Consider the following 13692-nt stretch of genomic DNA (forward strand, 5'->3'; position numbering starts at 1 on the left):
TTATGAGGTTAAAGCACTTAGATAATTGCTGAATGCATAGAGTTCAGCTTCCTTAAATGAGTTGCAAATTACCTGTAATCCTATTGGCATGCCTTTGGAATCCTTTCCATTGGGAATAGAGATAGCGGGCACACCTGATACAGATGCCTGAACAGTATAAAGATCTTCCAGGTACATGGCCACTGGATCATCCCTATGTTCGCCAAACTTAAACGCTGTAGATGGTGTCGTCGGCATTATAATATAATCAAAATCATTCAAAAGATTTTCAGTAAAGTCTTTTATTAACCTTCTGACCTTTTGTGCTTTGGTAAAATAGGCGTCATAATAGCTCGCACTTAAAACAAATGTACCAAGCATTATTCTACGTTTGACTTCTTCACCAAATCCTTCGCTTCTGCTCAGTTTGTACATGCTTTCCAAATTGTGAGCATTAGGAGTGCGGTACCCATATTTAACGCCATCAAATCTCGAAAGGTTGGAAGAAGCCTCTGCCGTGGTAAGGATATAATAAGTAGGAAGAATATAGTCTAATAATGGGAAATTCACTTCCTGAACTTCATGTCCTTCAGATTTTAATTTCTCTAAAACTGAAAGCGTATTCTCTTTTATTTCTTCTTGCAGGGAAGGAGACTCGATGGTTTCCTTCAAATAAGCAACTTTAGCTTTTCTGTCAAAATGAAGAAGTTGACTATAGGGTAGAACCGGTTTTCTGGAAGATGTGCTGTCAAACTCATCATGTCCAGCCATGATTTCTAAAAGTAAGGCATTGTCCTTCACCGTTTTGGTGAAAGTACCTATGGTATCAAAAGAAGATGCATAGGCTATCAAGCCCCATCTTGATATTCTTGAGTAAGTAGGTTTCATCCCTATTACTCCAGTAAATGCTGCTGGTTGCCTTACAGACCCCCCTGTGTCAGTACCTAAGGAGGCTGTGCAGAGATTAGCCTGAACCGCGACGGCCGAACCTCCGGAGGATCCTCCCGGAACTCGGCTTTCGTCCAGTGCATTTAATACTTTGCCATGGGCAGTATTCTCATTAGAACTGCCCATCCCGAACTCATCACAATTAAGTCTGCCGATAATAATGGCATCTTCATCGATCAGTCTCTGGATGGCGGTTGTAGTAAATTGAGATTCAAAACCCTGAAGGATTTTGGAAGAGGCATTGGCCTCATGTCCGGCGAAGCAAAGTACATCTTTGATGCCGATGACCATCCCGGCAAGTTTACCGGCTTTTCCTTCAGAAAGCTTTTGATCGACTAAATCAGCTTGCGCTAAAGCAGATTGCTCGTAAACTTCGACGAAGGCGTTTAAGTGCGCCTTCGTCTTAATGTTTTGAAGATAATGATTGACGATTGCTCTACAATCAGTTTCTTTTTTTTCGAGCGATTTTTTGATTTCGTCGAATGAAATGAATTTTTCCAATGCTATTGGCTTACGAGATTATTTCTTTTTGTCTTTCAGCCCTTCTTCAAGATCGTTCTGAATGTCTTTTGTAGCGTCTTTGAATTCTCTGATTCCACGGCCTAAACCGCGTGCTAATTCAGGGATTCTCTTAGCACCAAATAATAGTAGAACGACAAGTACGATTAATACAATCGAACCTCCGCCCATATTTTGAATGAAACCCAATGTAGTCATGATGATTTATGTTTAAGGGTAAATGTCCTGCAAAGATATAACTGTCATCTGCTTACGCAAAGTAATCAGTGCAGAGTTGTTCTTTTTTATAAATATACGATAATTTAAACTATTTGGACGTGATCCAGGTGGCAGGATCCATTACATTTAATCCTTTCCATGTTTGGAAATGGACCTCCGCTTGCCCATCAGGTCCTGTAGCTACCTGACCAATAACGTCTTTTGCTTTGACAGATTGCCCTGATTTTACAGAGATGGTTTTAAGCTTACTATACATGGTATAATATTCCCCATGTTTGATGATTACTGTTCCGCCAAAACCAGGCATGGTCGTAATTTTTGTGACCGTACCATCAAATACCGATCGGACATTGGAATTTGGTTGAGTCCGGATGTCCAGGCCGTCACTATCCATGGTGATTCCTTTTAAGGTAGGATGTGGATAGGTGCCAAAACCCTGGGCAATAAACCCGGTTTCTACCGGCCAAGGTAAGCGTCCTTTATTTCCTGCGAAGGAACTTGATAAAGCTGCAACTTCCGGAGTCATTGGCATGCTACTTCCTGCACTTTTGGTAGTGTTGCTATTGGATTTTTTGGCTGCAGCCTCTGCAAGTCTAATTTCCTCCTCGATCACCTGCTTGATCATACGGTTCAATTGGTCTTGTTGTTTTTTAGTGGCTGCAATTTGCTTCTGAATCTCTTTTTCCTTTTTAGACAGGTTGTTGACGATACCTTGTTGCTCTTGTCTGGCTTTATCCAAGGCCAACTTTTCAAGCCTTTCTTCTTCCAACACCTTTTCTTTTTCTGCTCTTTTCTGATCTAGAGAAACTTGTTCTTCTGCCAATTGTACACTGACAGCTTGAATCTGCTCAGCTTGCTGTTTCCGGTTATCAGTATATTGTTTTAAGTATTTCAACCTCATGTACAGTTGGTTGAAACTGCCTGAACTGAATACGAATGATACAATTGATAAACCTCGATTGAGTTTAGAGGTATTATAGATCATTCTGGCATATTCTGCTTTCAGGTCGATTAATTCCTGTTTAAGTTTTTTGATTTTTGATTCAGTCTGTTGAATCTCCTGGTCCAATAATTTAATTTCTCGGTCTAGGGTATTGACTAATCTGGATTGCGTTTGAACTTTTCGGGTCACTGCATTTAATTCTCCAATGGAGTTCTTCTTAATAGCAGTGGTTTGCTTTAATATCTTATCAAACTCCCTAAGTCGCTCCTGAACTTCCGCTTTCTCTCTTTCTAGTTGCTCCCTTGTCTTTTTTGTCTGCGCTGCTACATCTACTGAAAGGCAGCAAACGAAAACCAACAGGAGGGTAGAAATGATTAGATTTTTCCTATTCATCGAAATCAAAATCTGAATGGGAAGGTTAAAGGATCTGCGTGAGGTTCAATGGAATTCCACTCCAAATTGATGATGGTATTTTGACTTCCCTCTGGCAGTTGATAGGCTAATTTGTAAAGCACTTCTAAGGGAAATGGCTGTGAATCCACTTCCTGAAAATTAGGGAAGCTAGCCAACAAAGAACCTCGGTCGTCTAAAGAATTACTGACCAATTCCGATACTTTTCTAGTGTTGACATCCACCTTACTGAAATACCTCACTTTGTCCCGGATTTGGGTAAGCTCAAATGCTTTCCCTACCCGAACCAATCGATCTTTGTAATCAAAAGGAATAGGAGGGTTTGCCCAAAGTATATTTTGGAATAGATCTAAGGATAATTTCAATCCGTAAATGGTTTCAAATTCCGTAAAGGTGAGGTTGATATCTTCTTTACCAATTCGGTCTTTGATTTGGATTTTATCTTGGGTTATTAGGCCTCTGACCGCTTCCATCCCCAATCCGGGAGAAACGGTAAACCATAGGACGCTGTCTTTTTTTGCTCTTACATTCATGGAGCCCCGAGTAATTTTACCTGAGGCCTCTTCAATTATTATTTTGGCTTTTGCAGATAAAAAATCGTAGTCATTGTAAATAGGGGAAAAGTCTTCCATTTTCCCGTTGCTTTGGTAAGCCACATTTTTTTTTGCGCAGCTTGATAAAAATCCAATAGCCAACAGAATTGTAAATCCTGCAAAAAGCTTATTCATGGTATTTTCCTTCTTTAATTTTTTGAGGAAGTTTGTCTGAAGCTTCTGGGCTGTTTTCAGCTTTTTTCCAATAGCTGATGGCCTCAGATTTCTTTCCCAAATGGTATAAAATATCTCCATAATGTTCCAACATCACACCACTTGGCTCAGCTTCATGTTCTAGTGCAAGATCCATGTATTTTTTGGCGCCTTCGTAGTCTCCGCTTTGGAACAGTACCCATGCATGTGTATCAAGGAAAGTGCCATTGTTTGGAAATCTTTTAACAACTTTTTCAGACATGCTTTTGGCTTTATCCAAATCACGCTTTTCTAACGACAAAAAGTAGGCGTAATTATTCAGTACTTGCTCATCATTTGGGTTGAGCTTGATGGCCATGTCAAAGTTTTCGAAGGCTTTATCTTTTTCACCTAAATTATAGTAAGCATTTCCCAAGGCTCCATAAGAAGCTTGATCCAACCCGATATTTTTCCCTGCATTGATTTCCATAGATTTCTCCAAAGAAATAATAGCTGAGGAATCTTTTTTCATGGCATTCTTAATCACACCATCATAAAACCAAAACTCTGGTCTTTCTGGAAATTCATCCACACCCATGATTGTGAACTTTTCCACCTCAGCAAAATCAGCATTTTCACCAAAGGAATTGGTGATCACTTGTTCTAATAATTCTGCATTCTTGGGGTCTATTTGTAAAGAAGCTTTGAAGTGCCCTATACCTTCCTCTTTTTTACCTTCTTTCATCCTTCTTTTTCCAATAGCTGCAAAAACTGATGCATCATTGGGATGGTTTTGAAGCATTAAAACTTCTAGGGTGTTCAATAAGGAATCCCTTTCAGAGGTTTGCATCTCATTAATCAAAGATTCATAGGCTTTAGACTCCACTTGAGGGTCTAAATCAGGGTTGGAAAAAGCAGTGATAATTGATTTTTCCGATGCTTCTAATTGTCCTTTTTCTTTTTGTAGGGTATAAGCAGCCATATGTAACTCTGGCTGATTAGGGAATTTTGCCAACTCTCCTTTTACCAAGTCCAAAGCCTGGTCACTTCGATTGTTGTTATATAAAATCTCTACTAAGTTTAAAACATAGTCCGGATTACCAGACTTTGCTTCAATCAGGCGCTCACCTTCTTCAATGGCCTTCTCAAGATTGTTCTTTCTTAAATAAATCCGTTGCTTTTGCGTGGTAACCGGTTCCATTACTCCATAGTATTCTTCTGCTCTATCTAATACTACCAAAGCTTTGTCAAACTCGCCGGCACTTAGATAAATGGAAGCCAGGTCTAAATTGTACTGTTGGTTATGCTCTCCGTCTGCAGTTAATCGATCCAATATTTCTGCAGCTTTCAGCGGCTGTTTGAGGTTGGTATATATCTCAGCCACCATCAGTGCATAATATTTATTTTCTATGTCCAAGTTTGCAGCCGTTTCAGCATAAGGAAGTGCTTTTTCTGGCTTATTACCTCTTAACAGAACTTCCGCAATTTTGTAATGAATGGCTGGTTCCTCCGGAGAAAACTCCAGGGATTTCTGTAGATAGAAATAGGCTTTATCCAACTCGCCAAGCACCAAGTATTTCTCACCTTCAATGTAGTAGCGAGTAGTTTTAGCCTCAGTTTCCTGGGCTTTTCTCTCTTTTTTTGAAAGTTTTTCCTGCGAATAGCCTAAGGAGGAGGCCATTGTCAGAGCTAGAGTTATGATAAGGAATCTATTGAAAATCACGTATTGTAGGGGTTCGGCTTGAGATTACAAACATAATGCCTTTTATGCAAATAGACAGGTTTTTAGGTGTTGGATGCTTGTCCAATGACATTCTGTCTGCTTGTTCTTTTTGATAACCACGTATTTAACAAAATTGATCCCAAAAACTGATGAAAAAGTAAGAATTTATTTTTTGTCCCGCTTCAAATAGGACATGATTTGGTTTTTTTCCAATAGAAAAATGAAGGCTCCAAAAATCAAAATCAAGCTATTTTTAAAGATAAAATTCACTGTGGAATGTTCAAGCTCCAAGTAAAAGCCCCCATAACTTATCGCAAATCCTAACATCAAATAGAAAATACCTTTCCCAGTTTGATAAGGAATCGGGTAGTATTTTTGGCCATAAAAAAAGCATAACACACACATGATCAAATAGCATCCCAGGGTACTTAGAGCCGCTCCAAAATACCCCCAAATTGGCAAGAGAGACCAAATGATCACGATGGATGCAATCGCTCCGGCCAGGGTGATCCAAAAACTATAGTTGGTCTGATCGGTAATTTTAAACCAGATGGAAAGATTAAAATAAACCCCCAATAGTAAATACCCCATTAATAAGGATGGAACTATAAACAAGCCCTCTTCATAACCAGGGCTTCTCAAAAACAATGGCCCAATCCAATATAAATTGACAGAAATGGCAATCATTAAAAGGGCACAAAATACGATGAAGGCGTGCATTACTTTGGCATAGAGCAGAGGGGAATTCTGATCGTTGGATTTTTTGAAGAAAAATGGTTCTGCCGCATACTTAAACGCCTGGATGACCAAATTCATCAAAATGGCCAACTTGAAATTGGCTCCAAAGATTCCTGCTGCTTCACGGGTAGAGAGTCCAGGATAAAAGTTTTCTGGTAATAAGTATTCGAATAGAAGCCGTGAGATCAGTTCGTTGGTGACTCCTGCAAGTCCCATGAAAAGTAGGGGGATGGAGTACTTCCACATAGGGAATAGGATGGATGAATCCAATTGGAAACGAAACATGCCAGCCTTCCACCAAACAAAGGGCACAATAAGTCCATTTGCAAAAAGGTTTGCCAAAAGAATGTATTCCACTCCCCATTCCGACCTGTAGCCAAGAAACCCTTCTGGGATAATTCCTTCGGTAATTAAAAAAGGGAAAGCGACAATCAGGATCAGGTTGAACCCGACATTCATCAGGATATTTAAGATTTTGGCACTGGCAAAAATCAAGGCTTTATTCTCCAATCGAAGCTTGGCAAAGGGAATGGCCAAAATGGCATCAAATGTCAACAACAAAGCAGTCCATCTAAAAAGATATGCCTGTCCAGGGTATTCCATCCATTCTGACAAAACTGGCGCAGCCAAGTAAAGGGAGGAACCTAAGACAAGTGAACTGGTTATTAAGAGAGATTGAGTGGTATAATAAACTTTAGATGGATCTAGGTTCTTTCCCGTAGAAAATCTAAAAAATGAAGTTTCCATTCCATAGGTGAATACAATATTCAGGAAACCTATTAATGCATAAATCCCTGTAAATGCCCCCATATCCTCTTTGCTGAGGTATGCGGTATATACAATGATTAATAAAAAGTTAATGGACCTGCCCAAAATGCTACTGAGACCATAGATCGCAGTCTGGCTGGCAAGTTGTTTTAAGTTACTCATAAGGGAGAATAGGGATTACTCTCCTCGGAAATTTGGTTTTCTTTTCTCAAGAAATGCAGTCGTTCCTTCTTTGTAATCTCCAGATTTAACGCAGCGGGCAAAGCAGTTTGCTTCAGTTTGAAATCCATTTTCGTCCGATAAGAATGCTGCATTGACACAATCTATAATCATGCCGATTGCTAAAGGAGCCTTACTAATTATTTTTTCAATGAGCTCTTCGGCTTTCGCCATGGCATCTGCCTTGGTAGGCAAAACATGATTCACCAATCCCAAACTCAGGGCTTCATTGGCATCAATCATATCTCCTGTCATCATCAATTCATTAGCTTTGCCTCTTCCGATCAATATGGTAAGTCGTTGAGTACCCCCATATCCTGGAATGATTCCTAAATTGACTTCAGGTTGACCAAATTTTGCATTGGCAGAAGCGACTCTCATATGGCAGGCCATTGCTAGCTCACATCCTCCGCCTAAAGTAAACCCGTTGGTAACAGCAATAACAGGTTTGTGAAGGTTTTCTATCATACTAAAAATCTCCTGACCGTTTTCGGCAAATTTTCGCGCATTTACCTCGTTCAGCTCAGCAATTTCACTGATGTCAGCGCCAGCAACAAAAGCACGTTCCCCTGCTCCTGTGATGATGACCCCTTTGATAGATTTGCTATCGGCAACTTCATCAAAAATCGCTTTCAATTCTTCAAGCGTATCAAAGTTTAGGGCATTCATCTTATCTTCTCTATTTACTGTTAAATAAAGAATGCCTTCTTTTACCTCAGTCAGAATATTATTGAATTCAGCCATAAACCGTTTATCTGTTTAAAACAAATATACAAGCAGGGTAGCCAATCCCAAATTTTGAGACTTAGAAAAATTTAAGTTTAGTGTTCATTTTTTTCTTGGATTTTGCTTTAAGTCAATAGATTCATCTTATTTAAAATTCCCCAAAATTCCCTCGTCCATTTTTATTACTTTTGTGGAAAATCAGTATAATCTATATCCACTATTATATAAACTATGTCTTCAAAAAGAAAAATCACAGTGGCTTATGGTGACGGGATCGGACCTGAAATCATGGAAGCAACTTTGTCTATCCTAGAGGCTGCCGGGGCACCATTGGAATATGATGTCATCGAAATAGGTGAGCAGGTATACCTAAAAGGTATTTCTTCAGGAATGGATCCTAGTGCATTCGAGTCTTTGAGAGAAACAAAGGTGTTTTTGAAATCACCCATTACCACTCCACAGGGTGGTGGTTTCAAATCTTTGAATGTGACCACAAGAAAGTCATTTGGACTTTTTGCCAACGTGCGCCCATGTAGGGCTTTTTCTCCTTTTGTACGCACCCATTTCCCAAAAACTGACATGGTCATCGTCAGGGAGAATGAGGAAGATCTTTATGCAGGGATTGAACATAGACAAACACAGGAAGTTTATCAGACCTTAAAGTTGATTTCAGAGCCTGGCTCCGAGAAAATCATTCGATATGCTTTTGAGTACGCGAAGAAAAACGGCAGAAAGAAAGTGACTTGTATGACCAAGGATAATATCATGAAATTGGCCGATGGTCTGTTCCATAAGAAATTTGATGAAATAGCTAAGGAATATCCTGAAATCGAAAATGATCACAAAATCATTGATATCGGAACAGCCTTGATCGCAGAAAGACCTGAGATTTTTGATGTGATTGTGACGCTGAACCTCTATGGAGATATTATTTCAGATGTTGCAGCCCAAGTGACGGGTTCAGTAGGTTTGGGAGGCTCTGCAAATGTAGGAGAGGAAGTAGCGATGTTTGAGGCAATTCATGGTTCTGCTCCTGATATTGCAGGAATGGGCATTGCGAATCCATCTGGATTATTGAATGGTGCGGTGATGATGCTCGTGCACATTGGAATGCCGGAAATGGCCGAAAAAATCTCAAATGCCTGGATGAAAACCTTGGAAGATGGGATTCATACCGGTGATATTTATCAGGAAGGATTATCCTCAAAAAAGGTAGGAACTAAGGAATTTGCGCAGGCAGTAATCGATCGATTAGGACAGAAGCCTACTAAAATGACTCCAGTAGTCTATGATAAAGAAGATACTGAACCAATGAAAATCACGCTTTCTCCAAAGAAAAAAGCAAAGAAAGAGCTTATTGGTGTGGATGTTTTCATTGATTGGGATGAGGATAACAGGGATTTTAATGTGATCGGTGAAAGATTAAGAAAAGCCAATGTAGATGGTCTACAACTACAGCTCATTACCAATAGAGGAGTGAAGGTTTTTCCAGAAGGAATGAGAGAAACATTCTGTACAGACCACTGGAGATGCAGGTTTAAGACAGCAGATCAAAATGTGATTACACATGACATGGTCTTGGCTTTATTAAAGCAAATTCAGGATCTAGGGTTTGATTTTATTAAGACCGAGCACCTCTACACATTTGATGGGGTAAGAGGATATTCCTTGGCACAAGGAGAATAACTTGGAAACTTAGCTTAAAAAGGGATTTGGGAGACCATTTCCCTTTTTTCTTTTCTTTTTTGAAAGATTGCTACTTTGTATCTTTTCAACTTTTATGTCAAAAAAAGTTTTAATAATCACCTATTATTGGCCTCCAAGTGGAGGTAGTGGCGTTCAGCGTTGGCTGAAATTCGCCAAGTACCTTCCTGAAGCAGGGTGGGAACCAGTGATTTTTACACCTGAAAATCCTGATTTTGATCTAAAAGATGAGACTTTAATGGATGAGGTTTCTCCTCAACTGGAGGTTTTAAAATTCCCTATATGGGAGCCTTACCAGCTTTTGGATAAGATACGCGGTAAAAAAAAGAATCATCCAGGGAGGCTTTTGGAACAGAAAGAGAAAGGTTGGATTGAGAAAGCCGCTATCTGGTTAAGAGCGAATGTGATGGTGCCTGATCCAAGAGTGTTTTGGGTCAAACCCTCTGTTAAATTTTTAATTGACTTAGTCAAGTCAGGACAATTCCAAGCGATTATTACCACTGGCCCCCCGCATAGTATGCATTTAATTGGTCGGGATCTGAAGCGGAAAACAGGAGTGTTTTGGTTGGCTGATTTTCGTGACCCTTGGTCTCAATGGGAATTTTTGGATAAACTTCCGATGAAGTCAATGGTCCGAAGAAAACATGCTGAAATGGAAAAATCTGTGTTGAAAGAAGCAGATGTCATCACTACAATTTCTCCTACTTTTCAGCGAGACTTGAATCAGCTTGCGCAGAGAAAAATAAAATTGTTAACCAATGGATTTGATCCTGCCGATATCCCTGAACGATTTCAGGTGGAGAAAAAAGAGCCCCATCGATTAAACTTGGTCTATTCCGGAATTATAGATTCCATTCGAAATCCAATGCCGCTTCTGAATGCGATGAAAGAAGAATTCAAATCTGTTAGTGACCAGGTTTCATTCACTTTTGTGGGAAAGGTAAGTAACCATGTTCAAGAGCAAATTGAAGCGGATTCCTGGTTGAGAAAGCATGTGCATTATGCTGGATATGTTTCTCATGAGGAAGTGTTTGGCTTTTATGAAAAGGCTGACGCGCTGGTATTGATTTTGACCAATACAAAAAATGCACAGGGAAATATTCCTGGTAAATTATTTGAGTACTTAGCAACTAATATCCCCGTAATTGCATTGGGAGACCCCCAGGGAGATGCTTCCAAAATATTAGCTTCAGTAGGAGCGGGGGAAGTAATTGCACATGCGGACCATGTGGAGATTCAAGTAAGACTTCGGAAATTATTTGAATCTTCAGGAGCATTTGGTTCAAATGCTTCGATGGATCATTATTCCCGGAAAAATTTAAGTTTTCAACTAGCTGAATTGTTGGATGAAAGTTCCCTTTCCTGATCTTGATAGGATGGATTCAGAGCTGGAAAACGGCATTGAAAATAGAGGTCTTGGATTAGGTGAAAATGAGCAGCCCTAGTTTTTATCCCTCTAAATAACCTTGCGTTATGAGGTGAATAAGGCTGTGTTTGACCAAATTGTTTTTAAAAGTTTACCATCTTGGTCCACCTCCATACATTCCCACATTGATAGAAGGAGTCATTCTTACTCCATATGGGCCTCCTGAAAAGCTCATTCCTACTCCACCAGTCATATGCATATTCGAACAGCTATGAAGAATAAAAGCAACTCCGATCAATAAGCCCATGATTACTATTTTTTTTAACATGATTTTTTTGGATTAAGGGTTATAAACTTGAACAGCAAGAGGAGCTCCTGTTGGATCTAATAATAAAGCAACGGATCCATTTCTGATATCAGCATTTGGGCTTATCAATACTTTGGCGCCTGCATTTTTAGCCTTTTCAACGGTGGTGTTTACATCCGCTACTCGTATGTAAGGTACCCAGTGCGATCGTACTCCCGTGGATGGATTTTGGAGCATTCCTGCACAATTACGGTCATCGTATTTCAATACGGTGTAATCAATGTTCCCATCCTTAGTGGTGGATTTCGTGTACCCTACAACAGTGGTATAAAAATCTCCAGATTTTTGAGGATCGTTTGACCAAAGTTCCTGTCCTAAAAAAGTTCCTATGCCTGCCGGTTTTATTACAGGATCTCCATTGGATAATTTAATGAATGATACGTGTGCACCTTGAGGATCTTGGATGAAAGAAACCATTCCTCTGTTTTCTACTGGCATTGGTTTTTTCAAAATGATTGCACCCTGGCTTTTGGCTTTACTGGTGGAGAACTCTACATCTTGGACTGAAATTGCACCGATCCATTCACCTGTATTATTTTCAGTTTTATAGTATGCCATCAGCCCAACCGGGATGTCACCTTTTTTAAAAATCCATACTTTTTTATCTCCCTCTCCATAAGGAATGGCATCCCAATCAAATACAGCCTTGTAAAAATCAGCTGATACTTGCGGGTCTGGGGAAGCTAAATCATGCCAGACAATCCGACCCGGGGTATAGGTAGAAGTGGAAATTTCGGAAGCGATTGGAGGAGTTACACCGGGTGTGCAAGCTACCGCAACAACTAGTAAAATTGCCAGTTGAAAAATGTATTTCATGATGAATAATAATTAGTTAATAGATCCAATATAGACCTTGATAGTAATATTTAAATTAAAAATAGGGAATAAAATAAAAGTTTGATTGATGGGAAACTTTCTTTTCTATGCATTTTTTTGAAAATAACTCATTCTCAAAATATATTTTATCTATTTTCCAAAATGCGTTGGACACAGGACCCCATTTATGTGAGCGGGATGCTATGCATAGCTGTCTTACTATCTGTTTGGTTGGCTAAAAATAAAGTCGGGAGGACCATAGGTACTCCAATTTTGGTGATTTTGATCTGTGCAGTTTTTGCCAATTCAGGCATAATTCCCACTGCCACCTCGGGGCATCCGATTTATAATAGCGTATTTATGTATCTGGCACCCATGGGCATTTTTATTGCCTTATTGGATGTGGATTTGAAAAGTGTTAAAAATGCTGGTTTTCCCATTTTATTAATGTTTGGGATTGGAGCTTTAGGAACTATCATAGGGGTGTTAGTCGCTTGGTTTTTAGTGCAGCCAGCAGTAGAAATAGGTCCTTTGGCCAATGCCATTGCAGGAATGTATACCGGGACTTATATAGGTGGGAGTATTAATTTTAATGCGGTGGCTCTTGCCTATCAAGTAAATGAACATGCTGAATTATTTGCAGCTACGACGGTCGTAGATAATTTAATAGGCACACCTTGGATTGTAATTACCTTGCTTTTGCCTCGCTACCTTCAAAAACTTTTTCCCAGGAAAAAAATAATGCCGCCTAGTGGAGAGCTGGGGGAAATAAAAACTCATGAATTTATCTCGATAGGAGCTTTGGCAGCAATATTTGGATTATCCTTCTTAGCTATGGCCTTTTCTAAGCTCTTAAGTCTTTACTTCCCAGTAATTCCCGAGATTATTACCCTCACGACCTTGGCTTTAATTTTAGCCCAATTCTCTTTCATCCAAAGAATTCAAGGCACGCATACCATTGGCTTTTTTATAATCTTACTATTCTTAGGAGTGATTGGGACCCTATGTGATTTTAAAACACTTGCTGGGATAGGGGATCTTGCAGGAACGTTCATTTTATTCGTAAGTATTTTGATGCTGGTTCATGGGATAGTGATTTATGGTTTAGGAGGTATGTTAAAGATTGATTGGGATGTGGTGACCGTTGCATCCCAAGCAAATGTAGGAGGGAATACCACCGCTTTAGCGGCAGCAGAAAGTTTGAATAGACCTGATCTCTTAATCCCAGGAATTTTGGTGGGGAGTTTGGGAAATGCAGTTGGGACTTACGCAGGATTTTTTATAGCGGGGATATTGGGCTAATTTTTATGTTTGCTTTTTGGTGCTGAAATATGCTTAAACATTCTTAGTTTGATATATTTATAAAATTTACTACCTTAAAACCGCAATATTGTAATATATAATTTCGATTATGGGTTTAGGTCTTAATCAAGATTTTTCAAAAAGTTCCACAAATAGCCGAAAATCAAACTCGGACGATCTTGCGCTTTGGAGAAGCATAAGAAATGGAAATGACCTCAC

The 13692-nt window shown here is 39.5% G+C and carries 12 protein-coding genes; 3 read left to right on the top strand and 9 right to left on the bottom strand.

The genetic code is table 11. The features are described from left to right. From gatA to BUR11_RS02100, 7 genes are all read right to left on the bottom strand, one after another. Entirely contained in the window at positions 1 to 1428 is a 1428-nt protein-coding gene (gene gatA, locus BUR11_RS02070; protein WP_074223170.1) for an Asp-tRNA(Asn)/Glu-tRNA(Gln) amidotransferase subunit GatA, read from the bottom strand. An 18-nt stretch (positions 1429 to 1446) separates the two neighbouring features. After that, entirely contained in the window at positions 1447 to 1644 is a 198-nt protein-coding gene (gene tatA, locus BUR11_RS02075; protein ID WP_074223171.1) for a twin-arginine translocase TatA/TatE family subunit, read from the bottom strand. Between the two features lie 109 nt (positions 1645 to 1753). Further along, a complete protein-coding gene (locus BUR11_RS02080) occupies positions 1754 to 3001 on the bottom strand; it encodes a murein hydrolase activator EnvC family protein (protein ID WP_074223172.1) in 1248 nt (415 codons plus the stop codon). A 5-nt stretch (positions 3002 to 3006) separates the two neighbouring features. After that, on the bottom strand, positions 3007 to 3747 hold the full coding sequence (locus tag BUR11_RS02085; protein WP_074223173.1) for a DUF4292 domain-containing protein: 741 nt from the start codon (positions 3745 to 3747) through the stop codon (positions 3007 to 3009). Next, a complete protein-coding gene (locus BUR11_RS02090; RefSeq protein WP_074223174.1) occupies positions 3740 to 5425 on the bottom strand; it encodes a tetratricopeptide repeat protein in 1686 nt (561 codons plus the stop codon). The genes BUR11_RS02085 and BUR11_RS02090 overlap by 8 nt, the downstream gene beginning before the upstream one ends. A 207-nt stretch (positions 5426 to 5632) precedes the next feature. Beyond that, positions 5633 to 7135, bottom strand: a complete 1503-nt coding sequence (locus BUR11_RS02095; RefSeq protein WP_074223175.1) for a polysaccharide biosynthesis C-terminal domain-containing protein — start codon at positions 7133 to 7135, stop codon at positions 5633 to 5635. 15 nt (positions 7136 to 7150) lie between these two features. Continuing rightward, positions 7151 to 7936: an enoyl-CoA hydratase/isomerase family protein gene (locus tag BUR11_RS02100; RefSeq protein ID WP_074223176.1), complete on the bottom strand. Its 786-nt coding sequence runs from the start codon at positions 7934 to 7936 to the stop codon at positions 7151 to 7153. A 213-nt stretch (positions 7937 to 8149) separates the two neighbouring features. Between BUR11_RS02100 and BUR11_RS02105 the strand changes: the two genes are divergently transcribed. Then, positions 8150 to 9604 carry an NADP-dependent isocitrate dehydrogenase gene (locus BUR11_RS02105; RefSeq protein ID WP_074223177.1) on the top strand — a complete coding sequence of 485 codons (1455 nt, stop codon included), beginning with the start codon at positions 8150 to 8152 and terminating at the stop codon, positions 9602 to 9604. Between the two features lie 94 nt (positions 9605 to 9698). Continuing rightward, positions 9699 to 10988: a glycosyltransferase family 4 protein gene (locus BUR11_RS02110; protein WP_074223178.1), complete on the top strand. Its 1290-nt coding sequence runs from the start codon at positions 9699 to 9701 to the stop codon at positions 10986 to 10988. 151 nt (positions 10989 to 11139) lie between these two features. Here BUR11_RS02110 and BUR11_RS21145 read toward each other — a convergent pair whose 3' ends face one another. Together BUR11_RS21145 and BUR11_RS02115 are read right to left on the bottom strand one after the other, a co-directional pair. Next, complete coding sequence (locus BUR11_RS21145) at positions 11140 to 11316, bottom strand: hypothetical protein (RefSeq protein WP_159439201.1); 177 nt, start codon at positions 11314 to 11316, stop codon at positions 11140 to 11142. A 12-nt stretch (positions 11317 to 11328) separates the two neighbouring features. Next, positions 11329 to 12171, bottom strand: coding sequence for a VOC family protein (locus BUR11_RS02115; RefSeq protein ID WP_074223179.1), 843 nt, complete (start codon positions 12169 to 12171; stop codon positions 11329 to 11331). 162 nt (positions 12172 to 12333) lie between these two features. On the opposite strand from BUR11_RS02115, the gene BUR11_RS02120 reads away from it, so the two are divergent. After that, positions 12334 to 13473, top strand: coding sequence for a DUF819 family protein (locus tag BUR11_RS02120; protein WP_074223180.1), 1140 nt, complete (start codon positions 12334 to 12336; stop codon positions 13471 to 13473). Positions 13474 to 13692 lie beyond the last annotated feature (219 nt).

It is taken from the genome of Algoriphagus halophilus (assembly GCF_900129785.1).
GTDB lineage: Bacteria > Bacteroidota > Bacteroidia > Cytophagales > Cyclobacteriaceae > Algoriphagus > Algoriphagus halophilus.

Coding starts and splice junctions, on each gene's coding strand:
- BUR11_RS02085 (WP_074223173.1), bottom strand. CDS start 3,747: ATGAATAAGCTTTTTGCAGGATTTACAATTCTGTTGGCTATTGGATTT.
- BUR11_RS02100 (WP_074223176.1), bottom strand. CDS start 7,936: ATGGCTGAATTCAATAATATTCTGACTGAGGTAAAAGAAGGCATTCTT.
- BUR11_RS02120 (WP_074223180.1), top strand. CDS start 12,334: ATGCGTTGGACACAGGACCCCATTTATGTGAGCGGGATGCTATGCATA.
- BUR11_RS02095 (WP_074223175.1), bottom strand. CDS start 7,135: ATGAGTAACTTAAAACAACTTGCCAGCCAGACTGCGATCTATGGTCTC.
- BUR11_RS21145 (WP_159439201.1), bottom strand. CDS start 11,316: ATGTTAAAAAAAATAGTAATCATGGGCTTATTGATCGGAGTTGCTTTT.
- BUR11_RS02090 (WP_074223174.1), bottom strand. CDS start 5,425: ATGGCCTCCTCCTTAGGCTATTCGCAGGAAAAACTTTCAAAAAAAGAG.
- BUR11_RS02080 (WP_074223172.1), bottom strand. CDS start 3,001: ATGAATAGGAAAAATCTAATCATTTCTACCCTCCTGTTGGTTTTCGTT.
- BUR11_RS02115 (WP_074223179.1), bottom strand. CDS start 12,171: ATGAAATACATTTTTCAACTGGCAATTTTACTAGTTGTTGCGGTAGCT.
- tatA (WP_074223171.1), bottom strand. CDS start 1,644: ATGACTACATTGGGTTTCATTCAAAATATGGGCGGAGGTTCGATTGTA.
- BUR11_RS02105 (WP_074223177.1), top strand. CDS start 8,150: ATGTCTTCAAAAAGAAAAATCACAGTGGCTTATGGTGACGGGATCGGA.
- BUR11_RS02110 (WP_074223178.1), top strand. CDS start 9,699: ATGTCAAAAAAAGTTTTAATAATCACCTATTATTGGCCTCCAAGTGGA.